Genomic DNA, 18,427 nt, shown 5'->3' on the forward strand with positions numbered 1-18,427 from the left:
AGACGCTCGATGAAAAACCGTACAACCCTGATCCTTACCTGCACCACCGTTTTCCTGGCACAACTGGGCATGAGCATCTACTTGCCGGCCCTGCCCGCCATCGCCCGGGACCTGGGGGCCGATGCGTCCCTGGTTTCCTGGGGCCTGTCGGTGTACCTGATCGGCATGGCCCTGCCCATGTTGCTGTGGGGCAGCCTGAGCCAGCGCCTGGGGCGCAAGCCGGTCTTGCTGGCGGCACTGGGGCTGTACGGCCTGGGCAACCTGGCCCTGCCGCTAGGCACAACCGTGGAGGCGTTCCTGGCGCTCAGGTTGATTCAGGGCATCGGTGCCAGCGGTATTTCGGTGATGGCGCGGGTCTTGATTCGCGACAGTTTCAGCGGCGACCTGCTGGCCAAGGCCCTGTCCTGGATATCGATCGCCTTTGTGATTGCCCTCGGTATCGGCCAGTACCTGGGCTCGCTGATCCAGGCCGCTTTCGGCTGGGAGGCGATTTTCCAGGGTTTGGGCGCCGTCAGCCTGGCCATGGCAGCGGCGGTGTCCCGGGCCAGGTTCCCGACGTTGGTGCACGCCAGCAATGGGCAATCGGCATGGGGGATCTACGGGCAGATATTCCGGCAACGCGCGTTCCTGCTGCCGGCCTTGGCCGGTGGGCTGGGTTACGGCGTAATCGTCGCCTTCAATACCGCCGCGCCGCTGATCCTGCAGGAAAGCTTCCACTGGTCGGCCATCGAGTACGGCCTGCTGGGCTGGCCGATCAGTGCCGCGTATCTGCTCGGGGCGCTGGCGGTGAACGCGTTTGTGCTGCGCACCGGTCAACGGCGAATGATGGGCTGGGGCATCGTGCTGGTGCTGGGCGGCAGCATGACCATGCTGGCAGGCAGCCTCACCCTGAGCAGCATCGCGCTGCTCTTCTGGCTGCCGTATTGCTTCGCGGTGTTTGGTCAATCGTTGATCTACCCCATCAGCCTGTCCCTGGCCAACGAAGGCTCACCGGTGGCCGGCGCTTATGCCATGGCGTTGAGCGGGTTCCTGCATCAACTGATGGCCTCGGTGATCGGCGCCATGGCCAGCCTGTTGTTGAGCCAACAGGCCTGGCCGTTGGCGGCGTTGTGCGCGCTGCTGGGGGCGGCGGCGATGCTCTGTGTGAGGTTCGTGCCGCCCCGGGTCGCTTAGAACGCGCTGCGGAAAATTTCTTCGATCTGCCGCTGGTCCGCCGCCCGTGGGTTGGTCAGGCCACACGCGTCTTTCAAGGCGTTGGCGGCCAGCAACGGTACATCGTTGAGGCGCACGCCCAAGTCACGCAAACCGGCCGGAATTTCCACGTCATGGGCCAGGCTGCGGATCATCGCAATAGCTTCCCGGGCCCCCTCTTCCGGGCTGAAGCCACGTGTATCGGCGCCCATGGCATGGGCCACATCGCTCAGGCGAGCGGCGCACACCGAGGCGTTGAAGCTCTGTACATGGGGCAACAACACCGCGTTGCACACGCCGTGAGGCAAGTCGTAAAAACCACCCAGTTGATGGGCCATGGCGTGCACGAAACCCAACGACGCATTGTTGAACGCCATTCCCGCAAGAAACTGCGCGTAGGCCATGTTTTCCCGCGCCACCAGATCGTTGCCGTCGCGCACGGCCAGGCGCAGGTTGCTACTGATCAGGGTTATGGCCTTCAGGGCACAGGCATCGGTAATCGGATTGGCGGCGGTGGACACATAAGCCTCGATCGCATGGGTCAGCGCATCCATGCCGGTGGCGGCCGTCAGGCCCTTGGGCATCGCCACCATCAGCGCCGGGTCGTTCACCGACATCAGCGGGGTCACATTGCGATCGACAATCGCCATTTTCACGTGGCGTGTCTCGTCGGTGATGATGCAAAAGCGGGTCATTTCGCTGGCGGTGCCGGCCGTGGTGTTGATGGCGATCAGCGGCAATTGCGGCTTGCTCGAACGATCGACGCCTTCATAGTCACTGATCTGCCCGCCGTTGGTGGCACACAACGCAATGCCCTTGGCGCAGTCGTGGGGGGAACCGCCGCCCAGGGACACCACGAAATCGCATCGGCTCTCCATCAACAAACCCAGGCCGAGCTCGACATTGGCGATGCTCGGGTTGGGCTTGGCACCGTCGAAAATCACCGAATCGATGTCCTGCAACGCCAGCAGTTCGGCCACCTTGCTGGCGACGCCGGCCTTCGCCAGCCCCACGTCGGTGACGATCAGCGCCTTGCGAAAGCCGTAGTTGCGGATGGCGGTCATCGCTTCATCCAGGCAACCCAGCCCCATGATGTTCACGGCGGGAATGAAAAAAGTACTGCTCATGGGGTCACACTCCTGGTAGAGGCCGGATCGGCAGGACCTACAGAATGACCCAGTAGTCACGACGCATCTTGATCTGGCTCAAGACTGGGGCGTGATAAAGTCGCGGCCTGCCTTTGCCACGTTTTGAGATGATCCTTGCGATGACCGATTTCCAGGAATACGACACCCGGCTCGAAGACTGGGAGGCCGTGCGCGCCGATACCGCCTTCAGCGGCCTGCTGGTGGGCAATGGAGCCAGCCGCGCGGTGTGGGACGATTTCGGCTATGACTCGCTGTTCGAAAACGCCCGCACCGTCGAGGAGAAACCCTTGAGCCCGTCGGAACTGAGCGTATTCGACGCGATGCAGACCCGCAGTTTCGAACAGGTGCTCGGGGCGCTGAAAACCACCAGTCGGGTCAACAAGGCCCTGGCCGTCAGCTCCGCCGCCCCGCGTAACCGCTATTACGCGATCAAGGAAGCGCTGATCAACACCGTGCACGCGGTACACATCCCGTGGCGGCTGGTGCAACCGTCGACCCTGGCAACGCTCAACCAGGAGCTGAGCCGCTACCGCACGGTGTTCACCACCAACTACGACCTGCTCAACTACTGGGCGATCCAGCATGGGGTCGAGACCATCAGCGACCTGTTCTGCGGCGATGACCACAGTTTCGACCTGAGCCAGGTGGCCACGGACAAACCGCGCCTGCTGTACCTGCACGGCGGCCTGCACCTGGTGCGCAACCAGGACGGCACGGCGCGCAAGCTCACGTCCACCGAAGGCACCTTGCTGGGCAGTTTCGCCATCAACAACACGATCAAGACCCTCGACGACGTGCCGCTGTTCGTCAATGAAGGCTCCAGCGCCGATAAGCTCAAGACCATCCGCAGCAGCGATTACCTGTCGTTCTGCTACGACCAGTTGCTGCGCCATGGCGACAATCTGTGCCTGTTCGGCCATGCCTTGGGCGAGCAGGACCGGCACATTGTCCACGCCCTGCGCCTGGCCGCACCGAAAACCGTGGCGATTTCGATCTACCCGCGCAGCCAGGCGTTCATCCAGCACCAGAAACGACATTACGCCAAGGTCTTCCAGGGGCTGGAGGTGCAATTGCGCTTCTTCGATGCCAAGAGCCATCCGCTGGGCGATCCGGAGCTGTCGGTGCCGGTGGAGGTCTAGGGTAAGTCAGCATTGGGCATGACTATTTGGATCGGAAACAGGGTGGACTTGTGGCGAGGGGATTTATCCCCGTTGGGGTGCGCAGCAGCCCTCATACATGACAACTCGGTATGTCAGGTAGACCGGGGCTTTCGCCTTTGGGGGCGCTGCGCACCCAACGGGGATGAATCCCCTCGCCACAAAGACCTCGCTACTGCATCTGTCGGTTTGCCGTCAGAGCGCAGCCACGGTCTTGTCCTTGATGACCGTCGTCGGTCCGTTGGCCTTGACGCTGGCGATGCCTTTGTCCCGGGCAGCGTCCGATGAATACGCCTCACTGCTGCCAATCACTTCATGGTTGCCAGCCTTGAGGTTGAAGTACGGATGGCCGTCCTTGGTGTTCTTGAGTTCATAGCGCTCGGCCAACGGGCTGTTTTTCTGCACCGCAGCAATGCCACCGTCGACGCCACTGCGGGTGGTGTACAGCTCGCTGGTCAAAATCGTTTCGGCGTTGGCCGCCTTGAGTACAAACCGAAACTGGCCACTGCTGCTTTTGCTGATTTCGTACCATCCGGACATGATTGTTCTCCAGGCAATGAAGGGCATGCCCCGGGAGTAAAGACCCGCTGCGCCTACCTTGCCAGTGCGTTACTACAAAGTGATGGCCGTGCCCAGCAGGGTCAGGAACCCCGCCAGCCAGTTCGGGTGCGCAGGCCAGGCCGGTGCGGTCACCAGGTTGCCCTGGACATGGCCTTCGGTCACCGGAATGTCGATATAGGTCCCGCCCGCCAGGCGTACTTCCGGAGCACACGCCGGGTAGGCGCTGCATTCGCGCCCTTCAAGGATGCCCGCCGCGGCCAGCAATTGCGCACCGTGGCACACCGCGGCAATCGGCTTGCCCGCCAGATCGAAATCACGCACCAGTTGCAGGACCGTTTCGTCCAGGCGCAAGTATTCCGGCGCGCGCCCACCCGGCACCAGCAGGGCGTCATAGTCAACGGCCTGGACACTGGCAAAATCGTGATTGAGGGCAAACAAGTGCCCCGGCTTTTCGCTGTAGGTCTGGTCGCCTTCGAAATCGTGGATCGCCGTGCGCACCGTCTGCCCGGCCTTTTTGCCCGGGCACACGGCGTGTACGGTGTGACCGATCATCTGCAAGGCCTGGAATGGCACCATGACTTCATAATCTTCGACGTAATCGCCGACCAGCATCAGGATTTTCTTCGCGGCCATGGGTTGGGCTCCTTTGGAAATGCGTGAGAGGTGAACGCATTAAAGGTAGTCCGGTAAGGCGGCGGATGAGCGATAACCCGTCATTACCTGACGGGATGCATACCGGGGGATGCTGGATATCATCCTGGGGGGGTGGGTGCTAACAGTGGAACTCAGGCGAGATAACCATCCGCCCGCAGCAGCGTTTCCAGGCAATGCTCGGTGATGTGGTAGAAGGCCTTGAGTGCTTCGATTTTTGCCAGCAGCTCGGTGGGATCCACAGGTTCGGCGCGCTTGACCGCCAGGATCATTTTGTTCTTGTTGGTGTGGTCCAGGGAGATGAACTCGAAGACCTTGGTCTCGTAGCCGCAGGCTTCCAGGAACAACGCCCGCAAGCTGTCGGTGACCATTTCCGCCTGTTGGCCCAGGTGCAGGCCGTATTGCAGCATCGGCTTGAGCAAGGCCGGGCTCTGGATCTGCAGGCGGATCTGCTTGTGGCAGCACGGCGAGCACATGATGATCGAGGCACCCGAGCGAATGCCCATGTGGATCGCGTAGTCGGTGGCGATATCGCAGGCATGCAAGGCAATCATCACATCCACCGCGCTCGGCGCCACGCTGCGCACGTCACCGTGCTGGAAACTCAGGCCCGGGTGCTCCAGCCGCGCGGCGGCTTCGTTGCACAGCTTGACCATGTCTTCGCGCAGCTCGACACCGGTCACCACGCCTTCGGCCTGCAAGGTGTTGCGCAGGTAATCGTGGATGGCGAAGGTCAGGTAGCCCTTGCCCGAACCGAAATCCGAGACCCGCACCGGTTTGTCCAGGGCCAGTGGCGAAGACGTCAGCGCGTGGCTGAAGACCTCGATGAACTTGTTGATCTGCTTCCACTTGCGCGACATCGCCGGAATCAGCTCGTGCTTGTGGTTGGTCACGCCCAGGTCGGCCAAAAACGGCCGGTTCAGGTCGAGGAAGCGGTTCTTCTCGCGGTTGTGCTCGACAGACGGCACTTCCCGCAGTTGCTGGGGCTTGCTCTTGAACAGCGAGCTTTTGCCCTTTTTGCTGTACTCCAACTGCGCCTCGTCGGTGACCGCCAGCAAATGCGCGTTCTTGAACGATGCTGGCAACAACGCAGCGATAGTGTCCACGCCTTCGGCCAGGGGGAAATTCTTGGTGATGTCGCGAGTCTTGTAGCGGTAGACGAAAGACAGGCACGGCTGGTCCTTGACCGTCAGCTGCTTGATGATCAGCCGCTGGAGGTCCGCCTCATCCCCAACGTACTTGGCCAGCACCAGTTTGATGAAAGCGTTTTGTTCAAGGCTGGAGTGCAGCAGGTCGATGAACTGGGCGTGATGATCCGGCGCGGGACGGGCTGGAGTTGCGGTGGCGGACATGGACAAGCGGCCTCGGGGCGGGCGGATCGGGAATGCCGGTATTTTAGGGGGGATGAAGTGCAAGGGCACGGGGAAATTCATGTGGCGAGGGGATTTATCCCCGCTGGTCTGAGCAGCAGACCCAAACCAGGCAATAAGGTATCCCTGCATATACCGATTGTCGGCTTTTTTAGGGGGCCTACGGCCCAACGGGGATAAATCCCCTCGCCACAGATAAATTTCCCTCGCTACAACGGTGTCCGGCAGAAATTTATCTCAGCCCAGCACCACCAACCGATTCGGCAGCTCATTGCGCTCATGAGTCACCGGCACATGCTCCTTGAGCAATTCGCCACAGGCCGCGATGCAAGTCACGAAGCCTTCCAGCGTCTGCCCCTGGCGGACCTGCTGGGTGAACGTTGCGACGATGGCGTCCCAGCATGTGTTGTCCAGGTGTCTGGAAATGCCTTCATCGACAAGGATTTCCACATACCGCTCGGCCTCGCAGACAAAGATCAGCACGCCCGTGCTGCCCACGGTGTGGTGCAGGTTTTGCTCGAGAAATTGCCGACGTGCCAGGTTGGAGGCCCGCCAGTGACGCACGGAACGGGGGATCAGGTGAGTGGTGATCCTTGGAATGCGGAACACCAGGCACAACACGATGAAACTGACCCACTGCACCAGCAACAGGCTGTGCAGGGCCAACCAGCCGGTGAGGTAATGGACCACACCGGGCACCACCAGCGCCAGCAGGCTCGCCCATAGCAGCGGGATGTAAGCGTAGTCGTCGGCGCGGGCGGCCAGCACCGTGACCAGTTCGGCGTCGGTATGCCGCTCGACCCGGGCGATGGCCTCGGCGACCTTGCGTTGTTCGTGTTCAGTCAGTAATGCCATGGTTAAAAGTGCCTGCTCATTATTATTGTCACCAGCCGCCCGACGAACCGCCGCCCCCGAAACTGCCACCGCCACCACTGAAGCCCCCGCCGCCCCCGCCGCCGAAGCCTCCACCGGATCCGCCCGAACGGCTGGAACCACCACCTCCGGCCGGCAGGATACCGAGCATCTGGCAGACCAATATCGTCAAAATAAACAGTATCACCAGGAAGATGAACAGCCCGGGATGGCGCTCGACAAAATCGCCCTGCTCCTGCTGCCCGTCCGCACTGTACGCCGGCGCCGGCTCGTCCAGCGGGCTGCCGCCCAGTACCACCAGCATCGCCGCGACGCCGTCGCTGATGCCTTTGTTGAAGTTGCCGGTCTTGAAAGCCGGGGTGATCACCTGGTTGATGATCACCGAACTCTGGGCGTCGGTCAGGCGATCTTCCAGGCCGTAGCCCACTTCGATGCGCAGTTTACGGTCATCCCGGGCGACGATCAGCAGCGCGCCGTTGTTTTTATCCTTCTGCCCGATGCCCCAGTGGCGCCCCAGCTGATAGCCGAAATCTTCGATGCTGCTGCCCTGCAGGTCGGCCAGGGTCACGACCACCACCTGTTCGCCGGTCGCCTGCTCATGGGCCTTGAGCTGCGTCTCCAGTTGCGCGCGCACCGAAGGGTCAAGCATCTGGGCGGTGTCCACCACGCGTCCGGTCAGTGCCGGAAACTTCAGCTCGGCCTGGGCCGTGAACGCAAAGACCCAGAACAACAGCACCAGGCCAAATTTCAACACTTGCATCGCAACTCCTGTGTGGGAGCGAGCTTGCTCGCGATAGCGGTGGGTCAGCTTGCAGCAATGCTGAATGTGCCGCCGCCATCGCGAGCAAGCTCGCTCCCACAACGCTTCAAACTGCCGAATTGATCAGAACTTCACTTCAGGGGCTTTTTCGGCATCGGGGCTGGTGGCCTCGAACGTTTCGCGCAGCGGCAGGTCGCTGTACATCACGCTGTGCCACAGACGGCCCGGGAACGTGCGGATCTCGGTGTTGTACTTCTGCACCGCCAGGATGAAGTCGCGGCGTGCCACGGCGATACGGTTCTCGGTGCCTTCGAGCTGCGATTGCAGCGCCAGGAAATTCTGGTTGGCCTTGAGATCCGGATAACGCTCGGACACCACCATCAGCCGACTCAACGCGCCGGTCAACTGGTCCTGGGCCTGTTGGAACTGCTTGAGTTTTTCCGGGTTGTCCAAGGTGCTGGCGTCCACCTGGATCGATGTGGCCTTGGCCCGCGCCTCGATCACCGCGGTCAGGGTTTCCTGCTCGTGCTGGGCGTAGCCCTTGACGGTTTCCACCAGGTTGGGAATCAGGTCGGCGCGACGCTGGTACTGGTTCTGCACCTGGCCCCAGGCGGCCTTGGCCTGTTCGTCCAGGGTCGGGATGTTATTGATGCCGCAACCGGCCAGTAGCGTAGTAAGCAGCATCAAGGCCAGCATCGGCAGGCTGCGAAGGTGATTCACTCGTGGATTCATTGGATAAAGCGCTCCCTGGCATGACATTGGAAAAACCCGGCCACCTATCTCACTGGCGTCTGGGGCATAATCTGCCGCCGCACTGGATTGAAACGGGTCGATGGGCTAAAAGATGCGCGGTGCGAAACTAAGTTCAGCCCCCTGGGCTCGAAAGTGTGCTGTATTTGACCGAACAACAATAGCCGCTCCTCACATTTTGGCTGACCGGCGTGTCCTGATTACCGCCCTTTAGGCTTTGCGAGAAAACTATTCATGAAGAAGCTGTGTTTGCTGGGCCTGTTTGTCAGTCTGGCCAGTCACTCCGTATTTGCCGACAACCTGCCCGCCCCCATAGAGAACAAGGACGCCTTCATCAGCAACCTGATGAAGCAGATGACCCTCGAAGAGAAGATCGGCCAATTGCGCCTGATCAGCATCGGCCCGGAAATGCCCCGGGAGATGATTCGCAAGGAAATCGCCGCCGGCAACATCGGCGGCACGTTCAACTCCATCACTCGCGATGAGAACCGTCCGATGCAGGACGCGGCCATGCGCAGCCGGTTGAAGATCCCGATGTTCTTCGCCTATGACGTGATCCACGGCCACCGCACGATTTTCCCGATCCCCCTGGCCCTGGCCTCGAGCTGGGACATGGACGCCATTTACCACTCCGGACGCATCGCCGCCCAGGAAGCCGCGGCCGACAGCCTGGACATCACCTTCGCGCCGATGGTCGACATTTCCCGCGACCCACGTTGGGGCCGAACCTCCGAAGGTTTCGGCGAGGACACCTACCTGGTGTCGCGCATCGCCGGGGTGATGGTCAAGGCATTCCAGGGCAACGGCGCCAACGCGGCCGACAGCATCATGGCCAGCGTCAAGCACTTCGCCCTCTACGGCGCGGTGGAAGGCGGCCGGGACTACAACACCGTGGACATGAGTCCGCTGAAAATGTACCAGGACTACCTGCCGCCCTACCGCGCCGCCATCGACGCCGGAGCCGGCGGGGTGATGGTCGCGCTGAACTCCATCAACGGCGTGCCGGCCACCGCCAACACCTGGCTGATGAACGACCTGCTGCGCAAGGAATGGGGCTTCAAGGGCCTGGCGGTCAGTGACCACGGCGCCATCTTCGAACTGATCAAGCACGGCGTCGCCAAGGACGGTCGCGAAGCGGCGAAGCTGGCGATCAAGGCCGGCATCGACATGAGCATGAACGACTCGCTCTACGGCAAGGAACTGCCAGGGCTGCTCAAGGCCGGCGAGATCGAACAGAGCGACATCGACAACGCCGTGCGCGAAGTGCTCGCGGCCAAATACGACATGGGCCTGTTCAAGGATCCGTACCTGCGCATCGGCAAGGCCGAGGACGACCCGGCCGACACCTACGCCGAAAGCCGACTGCACCGCGCCGATGCCCGTGACGTAGCACGCCGCAGCCTGGTCCTGCTGGAAAACCGCAACCAGACCCTGCCCCTGAAGAAGACCGCAAAGATCGCCCTGGTCGGCCCGCTGGCCAAGGCACCGATCGACATGATGGGCAGTTGGGCCGCGGCCGGACGCCCTGCGCAATCGGTCACCCTGTTCGACGGCATGACCCGCGCCCTGGGCGCCGAGTCGAAGCTGATCTACGCCCGTGGGGCCAACATCACCGGCGACAAGAAGGTGCTCGACTACCTGAACTTCCTCAACTTCGACGCCCCGGAAGTGGTGGACGACCCGCGCCCGGCCCAGGTTTTGATCGACGAAGCGGTGCAAGCCGCCAAGGATGCCGATGTGGTGGTGGCCGCCGTGGGTGAGTCCCGTGGCATGTCCCATGAGTCGTCGAGCCGTACCGAACTGAACATCCCGGCCAGCCAACGCGAGCTGATCAAGGCCCTGAAGGCCACCGGCAAGCCGCTGGTGCTGGTGCTGATGAATGGCCGTCCGCTGTCGTTGCTGGAAGAAAAGCAGCAGGCCGATGCGATCCTGGAAACCTGGTTCAGCGGCACCGAAGGTGGCAACGCCATCGCGGACGTGCTGTTCGGCGACTACAACCCGTCGGGCAAGCTGCCGATCACCTTCCCACGCTCGGTGGGGCAGATTCCGACCTACTACAACCACCTGAGCATTGGCCGGCCGTTCACGCCGGGCAAGCCGGGCAACTACACCTCGCAGTACTTCGATGACACCACCGGCCCGCTCTACCCGTTCGGCTACGGCCTGAGCTACACCGAGTTCAGCCTGTCGGACATGGCCTTGTCGTCGACCACGCTGAACAAGACCGGCAAGCTCGACGCCAGCGTGACCCTGGAAAACACCGGCAAGCGTGACGGCGAAACCGTGGTGCAGTTGTACATCCAGGACGTGACCGGCTCGATCATTCGCCCGGTGAAAGAGCTGAAGAACTTCCGCAAGGTGATGCTCAAGGCTGGCGAGAAGAAAGTCATCCACTTCACCATCACCGAAGACGACCTGAAGTTCTACAACGCTCAACTCAAGTACGGGGCTGAACCGGGCAAGTTCAACGTGCAGATCGGCCTGGATTCCCAGGACGTTAAGCAGCAGAGTTTTGAGTTGCTCTGACCTTCAGGCCCTGCAAATCCCATGTGGGAGCGGGCTTGCTCGCGAAAGCGGTTTAACAACCAACCAAGATGTTGACTGTTATGCCCCCTTCGCGAGCAAGCCCGCTCCCACAAGGGCTTGCAGTGAGCCTAGCCCCGCCGATCCAGCAGATTCACCACCACCCGATCCACCAACCCCCACACCCGCTGCTTGAATCGCTTCCACAACGGTCGGCGCTGCCAGGCGTCGAGGCTGACTTGCAGGCTCTGGGCGAAATCCCGCTCGAAACTGGCCGCCACGGCGCTGCTGAGCCTGGAATCCAGGGCTTCCAGATTGGCTTCCAGATTGAAACGCAGGTTCCAGTGATCGAAATTGCAGGAGCCGATACTGACCCAATCATCCACCAGCACCATCTTCAGGTGCAGGAAACACGGCTGGTACTCGAAAATCTGCACACCGGCCCTGAGCAATCGCGGGTAGTAACGGTGCCCGGCGTAGCGCACGGACGGGTGATCGGTGCGCGGGCCGGTCAGCAGCAGGCGCACGTCGATACCCCGGGCGGCGGCCTTGCGCAAGGAGCGGCGCACGTTCCAGGTCGGCAGGAAATATGGCGTCGCCATCCAGATGCGTTTCTGGCCGCTGTTCAATGCCCGGGACAATGATTGCAGGATATCGCGATGCTGACGGGCGTCGGCATACGCCACCCGGCCCATGCCCTCGCCCACCGGCGGAACGCGCGGCAGGCGCGGCAAGCCGAAATTGGAGGCTGGCTTCCAGGCCCGCCGATGACGGTTGGCGAGCCACTGGCGGTCGAACAGCAACTGCCAGTCGAGCACCAACGGGCCGACGATTTCCACCATCACTTCGTGCCACTCACTGCGGTCGTCGAGGGGGTTCCAGAATTCATCGGTCACCCCGGTGCCACCGACCACGGCCAGGCGTTGGTCCACCAAGAGCAGCTTGCGGTGATCCCGATAAAGGTTGCGCACCCAGCGGCGCCAGCTCAGGCGATTGTAGAAACGCAACTCCACCCCAGCCTCGGTCAGGCGCTTGCGCAGGGCCAGGGTAAACGCCAGGCTGCCGTAGTCATCGAACAGACAGCGCACACGAACGCCCCGCTCGGCGGCCTGGACCAGTGACTGGACCATCGCCTCGGCGCAAGCCCCCGCCTCCACCAGGTACAGCTCCAGTTCGACCTGCTCCTGGGCACGGGCGATTTCCACCAGCATGCGTGGGAAGAACTGTGGGCCGTCGATCAACAGCTCGAAGCGATTGCCGTCACGCCAGGGAAAGACCGGGCCGCTCATGTCAACGCGCCGTGAAAATCAGCACCGCATTCACCGGCACCGACAGGCTGATGGCCGACAACCCGGCCAGGTTGCGGAGCTTTTCCAGGCCCGGCGCCAGATCGAAATCCGCCGCGTTGAGCACCACCGGCTCCAAGGTCACTACTTGGAAGCGGCGTTCATCCAGGCGTGTCGCCAGCAGTTCAACGGGGTACTCATGCTGCTTGCCGTGCAGGTTCACCGTCAGCGGCAGGCGCAACTCCAACTGCGCGCCGTTGGCCAGGTCCTGGATCGGCGCCAGGTCGATCTTGGCGGTAACGGTGGCTTCGGCGAATTGCTTGATCTGGAACAACTCGGCGCGCATGCGCTCGTCCCGCAGGGGAATGCCGCTGTTGATGGATTCCAGCTCCACTTCCAGGCGCGCCAAGCCGTCGGGCTGGACTTGGCCGTGCAGCACCAGGAAACGCTGGACCTCGGAAACGTTGCCGTTTTTGCTGCTGATAAACGACAACCGCGACGACTCGCCGTCCAGGTACCAGTCGGCCTGGGCCGGCAACGCTGCGCAGGCCAGCAGCAGGCTGACGACCGCGTGAGGGAAAAACCGCTTGAACATACACACTCGGGGGGCAGATAAACCTGTGGCGAACCTTAACCGGGCCGAGGGCGCTTGCAAACAGTCTGTTTCAACAACGGTCAGAAACACACAAGACCCTGTGGCGAGGGGATTTATCCCCGTTGGGTTGCGCAGCAGCCCCAAAGCAGGCGATTCAATCCACCTGAAAACCTCAATCACAGCTATAGGGCCGTTGCGCGGCCCAACGGGGATAAATCCCCTCGCCACAAGGTTCGCGCCATTCTTGAGTTACTCCAACCGACACCCCTGCCGCTCTCCCAACCATTGCGCACTGTTGCTGCGCCCCAACCCGCTGACGGTGACGCGCTTGGCTTCAACGGTCTCGAGAAAATCGCGGGTGGGCACTGCCTGCTTCACATAACCCCGACAATACTCGGCCGGTTGCTGCATCACATAGCGGCATGAGCAGTATTCCTTGGCGGTGTAGGCACTGATAATGTCGGGGAAGGCCCGCAATGCCACCCGCTCCAGCCAGACCCAACTGAACAGGGCGATAAGTAGCACCGACAACAAGGTCAGCAAGATTTTGCGCTTCATGGCTGCCCCTTCCCGGCGAACGCCGCCATGGCGCGCTTGAGCAGTTCGTTATGGCGATAGCTGCCGTCGCGGTCGTCGCCGTAGCGCACGATCACCAGTCTGGCGCTGGGGATGACGTACAGCGCCTGGCCCCAATGGCCCAGCGCGGCGAAGGTATCCGCCGGCGCAGCGGGCCAGGGGTGGAGCGTCGGATCGGCGCCGCGGTTGAGCCACCAGTGCCCGCCCGGCACGGCTTCGTCCTGGCCGGCCTGGAAGTGCACGAACGGTTCACGGCTGAACGCGACCCAATCCTTGGGGATCAGTTGCCGTTCGCCCCAGCGGCCGTCCCGTAGCATCAACAACCCGACACGCGCCAGGTCCCGCGCCGTGAGGTAGGCATAGGACGATCCCACGAACGTGCCGCTGGCGTCGGTTTCCCAAGTCGCGTGGCGGATGCCCAGGGGCTCGAACAGCGCCGTCCAGGGATAATCGGGATAACGTGCCGCACCGACGATGTTTTTCAGGGCCGCCGCCAACAGGTTGCTGTCACCGCTGGAATAACGAAACGCCTGCCCCGGGGGGCTGAAGCTTTCATGCCGCGCGGTAAACGCCGCCATGTCATGACGCCCGCGGGTATAGAGCATCGCCACCACCGAGGACTTGAGCGGCGCGTATTCGTAGTCCTCCTGCCAGTCCAGGCCAGACGCCCAGTGGAAAAGATCGGCCAGGGTCAGGCCCGGATGCCGGTTCAAGGGTGGGTAGTACTTGGCTGCCGGATCGTCCAGGGCAAAGCGCTGTTCACCGTAGGCCACGCCGAACACCGTCGCCAGCAGGCTTTTGCTGATGGACCAGGTCAGGTGCGGGGTCTGGGAGGTGGTCGGTCCGGCGTAGCGTTCATAGACCAGCCGACCGTCCTGGATCACCAGCAGCGCATCGGTGCGGATGCCCTCACGGCTGGCATCGTCCCGGGGTGGGAAGGCGTAGTGTTCCAAGGCTTCGATGGCCGGCCCGCTCGGGGTCGGGCCGCTTGGCCATTGCTCGCCGGGCCAGTCTTCGGCCTGGACGCTCAGGTTGAGTATCAGCAACGGGATCAGGAACCAGCCTTTGGACATGCTTGGGGCTCGCAAGGTTTAACCTTTAGAGCCTATGCAGACTTGATGACAATTTGAGTGTGTGCCCCCTGTGCGAGCTTGCTCGCGATAGCGCCGGATCAGCAGCAATGACGTTGGCTGACACTCCACCATCGCGAGCAAGCTCGCTCCCACAAGGGTTGGTCGTTTGGAGGCTTATCCCAACGCCTTGGCCAACCGCTTGGCCCGGGCCCCCGCCGCAAGGTCCATTACACCTTTATCCCGCGTCCACATCTCGCGCCAGTCCGCAGGCCCGGCGGCCAGGGCAGCGTCGAGTTCGCCGTCGAGCCCTTGGAACTGGGCGAACAACCCGCCCAGCAGCACATGCCCGGCAGGGCTGGAAGGGTTGTGGCGACTCACCTCCGCGCAGCCGGCCAGCAGCGCCAGCAGGCGCAGTTGCAACACCTGGGGCCAGGCACATTCCTGCCCGACGCCATACAACCAGGCCGTCATCGCACTGAGTACATAAAGGTCTTCCAGGGTGCGGAACGGTTTGACGTAGGCGTCCCAACCATCACCGGCCAGCAACTCGCACAGCGCGCCGTCGAGCAGCACGCGGCCATGGCTGATGTCCGGCATCAGGCCCATGGCGGGTAGTTTTTCCAGGGTCACGCCGGGCTCGCCCGCATAGGCCACTGCCAGGTTCAGCCGTGGCGTTTCGCCGGGCGCTTCGCCGCGAGCGGCAATCAGCAGCCACTCGGCGGCGTCGCCAGCGGTGACGAAATCCTTGCGCCCCCTCAGGCGCAAGTCGTCGAGGCGGGTTTGCATGTCCGCCGGGCGCAGGCTGCGTTGTTCAGTGGCACACAGGGCGCCAAGGCTCTGGGGCGCGCTCGGCCAAAGCACCCGCAGCGCCGCCTGGTACCCCACCAGGAAAGCCAGCCCCGGCGTGGCCATCGAGCGAGCCCCGGCCACGGCCAACTCGAACGGCGTCACCGGCCCCAGGCGTTGCAACAACGCGGCATAACCTTCAGCCAGGTCCGGATAGGTGGGCAGGCGCTCGCCGCGTTCGATCAGGGTGTGCCAGGGCATGAGAGGGCTCCTTGAAGGCTGTCATATAAGCATCACCAAAGCTTCATGGCGATGACACCGGGGCTACATAGCCTGACTTTGCACAACATGGCTGCATAAAGAAAGTCGACAGGCTGCAACTGAACAGCCCGCACGGAGATTCGCTATGACCCAGATCGCCCGCATCAGCGACACCGGCAATGAACGCCGCCTGCAAGCCGAACGCCTGATCGGCACCCACGCCTTGCAAGAAGCCCAGGCCCTGCGCTTCAACGTCTTCAGCGGCGAATTCAACGCCAAGCTCAAAGGCGCGGAAAAGGGTCTGGACATGGATGACTATGATGTTCACTGCGCCCACATCGGCGTACGCGACCTGAACACCGGCCGCCTCGTGGCCACCACGCGCCTGCTCGACCATCAGGCCGCCAGCAGCCTGGGCCGGTTCTACAGCGAAGAAGAATTCAGCCTTCACGGCCTGGTCCATCTCAAGGGCCCGATCCTGGAAATCGGCCGCACCTGCGTCGACCCGGCCTACCGCAACGGCGGCACCATCGCGGTGCTCTGGGGCGAACTGGCCGAAGTCCTGAACGAAGGTGGCTACAGCTACCTGATGGGCTGCGCGAGCATTCCGATGCAGGATGGCGGCATCCAGGCCCAGGCAATCATGCAGCGCCTGCGTGAGCGCTACCTGTGCACCGAACACCTGCAGGCCGTGCCGAAAAAACCGCTGCCGAGCCTGGACGTGCCGTCCAACGTCATCGCCGAAATGCCGCCGCTGCTCAAGGCCTACATGCGCCTGGGCGCGAAGATTTGCGGTGAGCCGTGCTGGGACGAGGACTTCCAGGTGGCCGACGTGTTCATCCTGCTCAAGCGCGACGAACTCTGCCCCCGCTACGCCCGCCACTTCAAGGCAGCCGTGTAATGAGCCGGTTGCGGGTGTACGCGCGTATCGCGCGAGTCTTGCTGGTAGTGACCCTGGGCCTGAGCATGGCCAGCGTGTTCGGCCTGTTCGAACGCCTGGGGGTCGCCAACTCGATGGTCCGTCGCCAGCGCTGGTCGCGGTTCTTCATGGCGCGGCTGAGCCATGCCCTGCCCTTTTCAGTCACTGTCCATGGTCAACTGCCGCAACGGCCGATGCTGTGGGTCAGTAACCATGTGTCCTGGACTGACATCCCGTTGCTGGGCATGCTCACGCCGATGTCATTCCTGTCCAAGGCCGAAGTGCGCACCTGGCCGGTGGCCGGATGGCTGGCCGCCAAGGCCGGCAGCCTGTTTATCCGGCGCGGGTCGGGTGACAGCCAACTGATCCGCAAACAAATGAGCCGCCACCTGGAACAGGCTCATCCGCTGCTGATGTTCCCGGAAGGCACCACCACCGATGGCCGATCCCTGCGTACCTTCCACGGTCGCTTGTTGTCGGCGGCCATCGATGCCGATGTGGCTTTGCAGCCGGTGGCGATCCGTTACCTGCGCGACGGTGAGCCGGATTCGCTGGCACCGTTCATTGGCGATGATGATTTGCTGTCGCACCTGATGCGCCTGTTCGCCAATGATCGGGGCGACGTGCACATCCATCTGCTGGAACCGATTGCCTGCCACGGCCAGGAACGCGCGGCACTGGCGTTCCAGGCGCAACAGGCAGTGCACAAGGCGTTGTTCGGGACGATTCCCGAGAAGCAGCAAGCGCCGATGCGGCCTGCGGCGATTGCGGCCTGACCCGGATCCCTGCGCGGGCCCCCTGTGGGAGCGGGCTTGCTCGCGAAGACGGCAGTACATTCAACACAGATGTTGACTGATCCACCGCCTTCGCGAGCAAGCCCGCTCCCACATTTAGTTATTTGGCGTGACCTGACTCAGCACAAAATCCTGCAACTGCGGGTAGAACAACCGGAAATCCTCGCTCAGCGGCTCATAAAGCTCGATCAACTCCGCCATCGCCCCGGCCAATTCCTCGGGTCGGGACAGGCGGCGGGAAATGCCGCGCAGTACCTGCCCCAGCACGTCGAACTCCTGATAAGACCCCAGCCAGTCATCCGCCGCCATATATGGCGCGATCTGTGCCAGGCGCCCCGGCAGTTGCGGCTCGGTACGCAGTACCTGGTAGACACGGGACGTGAAATCCACCAGCGGCCCTTCGCTGTACAACGCCCAGTCCCGGGCCAGGCAGTGATCGAAAAACACGTCGAGCACAATCCCGGCATAGCGCCGTCGCACCGTGGAAAAACGCGACAGGGCAATGTCCACCAAGGGATGGCGGTCGGTGTACATGTCGATGCGCCGATGCAGGGCAATCGCCGCTTCGATCTGCGGATCGTACTGCCCTTGCAACGGCCCTTTGACGAAGTCGCCGTAGAGGCTGCCGAGCAGTTGTTCCCGGCCGGGGCCGCCGAGGTGCAGGTGCGCGAGATAGTTCATGGCCCGCAGCTTAGCACCCCCGCGCCCATATCGTTATAACCCGATATAGCGATTTGTTCGGTGTTCAGATCAAATCCATATTGGTGTATCGCGAAATAACGATTTAAGGTTCGCTCTATCGCGATATAGCGTTTTACTCACCCCCGAGCTTGCCACCCATGACCCTCGACCTCGACGAAATAATAAAAGCCCTGGCGCACCCAGTACGGCGAGACATCCTCAACTGGCTCAAAGACCCCAAGGTCCAGTTCCCCGACCAGTTGCACAACCACGAGTTCGGCATTTGCGCCGGGCAGATCGACCAGCGTTGCGGCCTGTCGCAATCCACGGTGTCTGCGCACTTGGCGGTGTTGCAACGGGCGGGGCTGATCACCAGCCAGAAGGTCGGTCAATGGCACTTCTTCAAACGCAACGAGGAAGTGATCCAGCAGTTCCTCAAGCAAATGAGCCAAGAGCTCTGACCCGACAAGGA

General features: G+C 62.3%; 19 protein-coding genes. 6 read left to right on the top strand and 13 right to left on the bottom strand.

Annotation, left to right across the window (positions count from 1 at the left end; genetic code table 11):
• Nucleotides 1-9: 9 nt before the first annotated feature.
• A complete protein-coding gene (locus BLP82_RS21230) occupies nt 10-1,173 on the top strand; it encodes an MFS transporter (protein WP_092172605.1) in 1,164 nt (387 codons plus the stop codon).
• Here BLP82_RS21230 and yiaY read toward each other — a convergent pair.
• The gene (gene yiaY, locus BLP82_RS21235) at nt 1,170-2,318 is read right to left on the bottom strand and encodes an L-threonine dehydrogenase (protein ID WP_092172608.1); all 1,149 of its coding nucleotides are present in this window, start codon (nt 2,316-2,318) and stop codon (nt 1,170-1,172) included. The two genes, BLP82_RS21230 and yiaY, sit on opposite strands and share 4 nt — an antisense overlap.
• A gap of 140 nt (nt 2,319-2,458) precedes the next feature.
• Here yiaY and BLP82_RS21240 point away from each other — a divergent pair, with 140 nt between their 5' ends.
• Complete coding sequence (locus BLP82_RS21240) at nt 2,459-3,478, top strand: DUF4917 family protein (protein WP_092172611.1); 1,020 nt, start codon at nt 2,459-2,461, stop codon at nt 3,476-3,478.
• Between the two features lie 213 nt (nt 3,479-3,691).
• Here BLP82_RS21240 and BLP82_RS21245 read toward each other — a convergent pair whose 3' ends face one another.
• The 6 genes from BLP82_RS21245 to BLP82_RS21270 form a co-directional block, all read right to left on the bottom strand.
• Nucleotides 3,692-4,036: a YegP family protein gene (locus BLP82_RS21245; RefSeq protein WP_092172614.1), complete on the bottom strand. Its 345-nt coding sequence runs from the start codon at nt 4,034-4,036 to the stop codon at nt 3,692-3,694.
• 72 nt (nt 4,037-4,108) lie between these two features.
• Nucleotides 4,109-4,690 carry a DJ-1/PfpI family protein gene (locus BLP82_RS21250; protein ID WP_092172617.1) on the bottom strand — a complete coding sequence of 194 codons (582 nt, stop codon included), beginning with the start codon at nt 4,688-4,690 and terminating at the stop codon, nt 4,109-4,111.
• Between the two features lie 152 nt (nt 4,691-4,842).
• Nucleotides 4,843-6,060: a class I SAM-dependent methyltransferase gene (locus tag BLP82_RS21255; RefSeq protein WP_092172620.1), complete on the bottom strand. Its 1,218-nt coding sequence runs from the start codon at nt 6,058-6,060 to the stop codon at nt 4,843-4,845.
• A 255-nt stretch (nt 6,061-6,315) separates the two neighbouring features.
• Nucleotides 6,316-6,933, bottom strand: coding sequence for a TPM domain-containing protein (locus tag BLP82_RS21260; RefSeq protein WP_092172623.1), 618 nt, complete (start codon nt 6,931-6,933; stop codon nt 6,316-6,318).
• 28 nt (nt 6,934-6,961) lie between these two features.
• Nucleotides 6,962-7,711 carry a TPM domain-containing protein gene (locus BLP82_RS21265; RefSeq protein ID WP_092172626.1) on the bottom strand — a complete coding sequence of 250 codons (750 nt, stop codon included), beginning with the start codon at nt 7,709-7,711 and terminating at the stop codon, nt 6,962-6,964.
• A 123-nt stretch (nt 7,712-7,834) separates the two neighbouring features.
• Nucleotides 7,835-8,443 carry a LemA family protein gene (locus BLP82_RS21270; protein ID WP_092172629.1) on the bottom strand — a complete coding sequence of 203 codons (609 nt, stop codon included), beginning with the start codon at nt 8,441-8,443 and terminating at the stop codon, nt 7,835-7,837.
• 252 nt (nt 8,444-8,695) lie between these two features.
• Here BLP82_RS21270 and bglX point away from each other — a divergent pair, with 252 nt between their 5' ends.
• Nucleotides 8,696-10,987, top strand: a complete 2,292-nt coding sequence (gene bglX, locus BLP82_RS21275; RefSeq protein WP_092172632.1) for a beta-glucosidase BglX — start codon at nt 8,696-8,698, stop codon at nt 10,985-10,987.
• A gap of 128 nt (nt 10,988-11,115) precedes the next feature.
• Here bglX and BLP82_RS21280 read toward each other — a convergent pair whose 3' ends face one another.
• From BLP82_RS21280 to BLP82_RS21300, 5 genes are all read right to left on the bottom strand, one after another.
• On the bottom strand, nt 11,116-12,273 hold the full coding sequence (locus tag BLP82_RS21280) for a phospholipase D-like domain-containing protein (RefSeq protein WP_092172635.1): 1,158 nt from the start codon (nt 12,271-12,273) through the stop codon (nt 11,116-11,118).
• Between the two features lies 1 nt (nt 12,274).
• Nucleotides 12,275-12,865, bottom strand: coding sequence for a YceI family protein (locus tag BLP82_RS21285; protein ID WP_092172637.1), 591 nt, complete (start codon nt 12,863-12,865; stop codon nt 12,275-12,277).
• 249 nt (nt 12,866-13,114) lie between these two features.
• Nucleotides 13,115-13,423 (bottom strand): amidase, encoded by a 309-nt coding sequence (locus BLP82_RS21290; RefSeq protein ID WP_092172640.1) that lies wholly within the window; start codon nt 13,421-13,423, stop codon nt 13,115-13,117.
• Entirely contained in the window at nt 13,420-14,514 is a 1,095-nt protein-coding gene (locus BLP82_RS21295; RefSeq protein ID WP_092172643.1) for a serine hydrolase domain-containing protein, read from the bottom strand. The genes BLP82_RS21290 and BLP82_RS21295 overlap by 4 nt, the downstream gene beginning before the upstream one ends.
• Nucleotides 14,515-14,688: 174 nt before the next feature.
• Complete coding sequence (locus BLP82_RS21300; RefSeq protein ID WP_092172645.1) at nt 14,689-15,561, bottom strand: acyl-CoA dehydrogenase family protein; 873 nt, start codon at nt 15,559-15,561, stop codon at nt 14,689-14,691.
• 145 nt (nt 15,562-15,706) lie between these two features.
• Between BLP82_RS21300 and olsB the strand changes: the two genes are divergently transcribed.
• Both olsB and BLP82_RS21310 read left to right on the top strand, forming a co-directional pair.
• The gene (gene olsB, locus BLP82_RS21305; protein WP_092172648.1) at nt 15,707-16,462 is read left to right on the top strand and encodes an L-ornithine N(alpha)-acyltransferase; all 756 of its coding nucleotides are present in this window, start codon (nt 15,707-15,709) and stop codon (nt 16,460-16,462) included.
• Nucleotides 16,462-17,256, top strand: coding sequence for a lysophospholipid acyltransferase family protein (locus BLP82_RS21310; protein WP_092172651.1), 795 nt, complete (start codon nt 16,462-16,464; stop codon nt 17,254-17,256). The genes olsB and BLP82_RS21310 overlap by 1 nt, the downstream gene beginning before the upstream one ends.
• A gap of 114 nt (nt 17,257-17,370) precedes the next feature.
• Here BLP82_RS21310 and BLP82_RS21315 read toward each other — a convergent pair whose 3' ends face one another.
• The gene (locus tag BLP82_RS21315; RefSeq protein ID WP_092172654.1) at nt 17,371-17,955 is read right to left on the bottom strand and encodes an acyl carrier protein phosphodiesterase; all 585 of its coding nucleotides are present in this window, start codon (nt 17,953-17,955) and stop codon (nt 17,371-17,373) included.
• Between the two features lie 158 nt (nt 17,956-18,113).
• On the opposite strand from BLP82_RS21315, the gene BLP82_RS21320 reads away from it, so the two are divergent.
• A complete protein-coding gene (locus tag BLP82_RS21320; RefSeq protein WP_053119236.1) occupies nt 18,114-18,416 on the top strand; it encodes an ArsR/SmtB family transcription factor in 303 nt (100 codons plus the stop codon).
• The last annotated feature ends 11 nt before the right edge of the window (nt 18,417-18,427 follow it).

It is taken from the genome of Pseudomonas sp. NFACC37-1 (assembly GCF_900101575.1).
GTDB lineage: Bacteria > Pseudomonadota > Gammaproteobacteria > Pseudomonadales > Pseudomonadaceae > Aquipseudomonas > Aquipseudomonas fluorescens_AA.

Bases quoted from the DNA above. Each gene is read 5' to 3' on its own strand.
- BLP82_RS21230 (WP_092172605.1), top strand. From the start codon at position 10: ATGAAAAACCGTACAACCCTGATCCTTACCTGCACCACCGTTTTCCTG.
- yiaY (WP_092172608.1), bottom strand. From the start codon at position 2,318: ATGAGCAGTACTTTTTTCATTCCCGCCGTGAACATCATGGGGCTGGGT.
- BLP82_RS21240 (WP_092172611.1), top strand. From the start codon at position 2,459: ATGACCGATTTCCAGGAATACGACACCCGGCTCGAAGACTGGGAGGCC.
- BLP82_RS21245 (WP_092172614.1), bottom strand. From the start codon at position 4,036: ATGTCCGGATGGTACGAAATCAGCAAAAGCAGCAGTGGCCAGTTTCGG.
- BLP82_RS21250 (WP_092172617.1), bottom strand. From the start codon at position 4,690: ATGGCCGCGAAGAAAATCCTGATGCTGGTCGGCGATTACGTCGAAGAT.
- BLP82_RS21255 (WP_092172620.1), bottom strand. From the start codon at position 6,060: ATGTCCGCCACCGCAACTCCAGCCCGTCCCGCGCCGGATCATCACGCC.
- BLP82_RS21260 (WP_092172623.1), bottom strand. From the start codon at position 6,933: ATGGCATTACTGACTGAACACGAACAACGCAAGGTCGCCGAGGCCATC.
- BLP82_RS21265 (WP_092172626.1), bottom strand. From the start codon at position 7,711: ATGCAAGTGTTGAAATTTGGCCTGGTGCTGTTGTTCTGGGTCTTTGCG.
- BLP82_RS21270 (WP_092172629.1), bottom strand. From the start codon at position 8,443: ATGAATCCACGAGTGAATCACCTTCGCAGCCTGCCGATGCTGGCCTTG.
- bglX (WP_092172632.1), top strand. From the start codon at position 8,696: ATGAAGAAGCTGTGTTTGCTGGGCCTGTTTGTCAGTCTGGCCAGTCAC.
- BLP82_RS21280 (WP_092172635.1), bottom strand. From the start codon at position 12,273: ATGAGCGGCCCGGTCTTTCCCTGGCGTGACGGCAATCGCTTCGAGCTG.
- BLP82_RS21285 (WP_092172637.1), bottom strand. From the start codon at position 12,865: ATGTTCAAGCGGTTTTTCCCTCACGCGGTCGTCAGCCTGCTGCTGGCC.
- BLP82_RS21290 (WP_092172640.1), bottom strand. From the start codon at position 13,423: ATGAAGCGCAAAATCTTGCTGACCTTGTTGTCGGTGCTACTTATCGCC.
- BLP82_RS21295 (WP_092172643.1), bottom strand. From the start codon at position 14,514: ATGTCCAAAGGCTGGTTCCTGATCCCGTTGCTGATACTCAACCTGAGC.
- BLP82_RS21300 (WP_092172645.1), bottom strand. From the start codon at position 15,561: ATGCCCTGGCACACCCTGATCGAACGCGGCGAGCGCCTGCCCACCTAT.
- olsB (WP_092172648.1), top strand. From the start codon at position 15,707: ATGACCCAGATCGCCCGCATCAGCGACACCGGCAATGAACGCCGCCTG.
- BLP82_RS21310 (WP_092172651.1), top strand. From the start codon at position 16,462: ATGAGCCGGTTGCGGGTGTACGCGCGTATCGCGCGAGTCTTGCTGGTA.
- BLP82_RS21315 (WP_092172654.1), bottom strand. From the start codon at position 17,955: ATGAACTATCTCGCGCACCTGCACCTCGGCGGCCCCGGCCGGGAACAA.
- BLP82_RS21320 (WP_053119236.1), top strand. From the start codon at position 18,114: ATGACCCTCGACCTCGACGAAATAATAAAAGCCCTGGCGCACCCAGTA.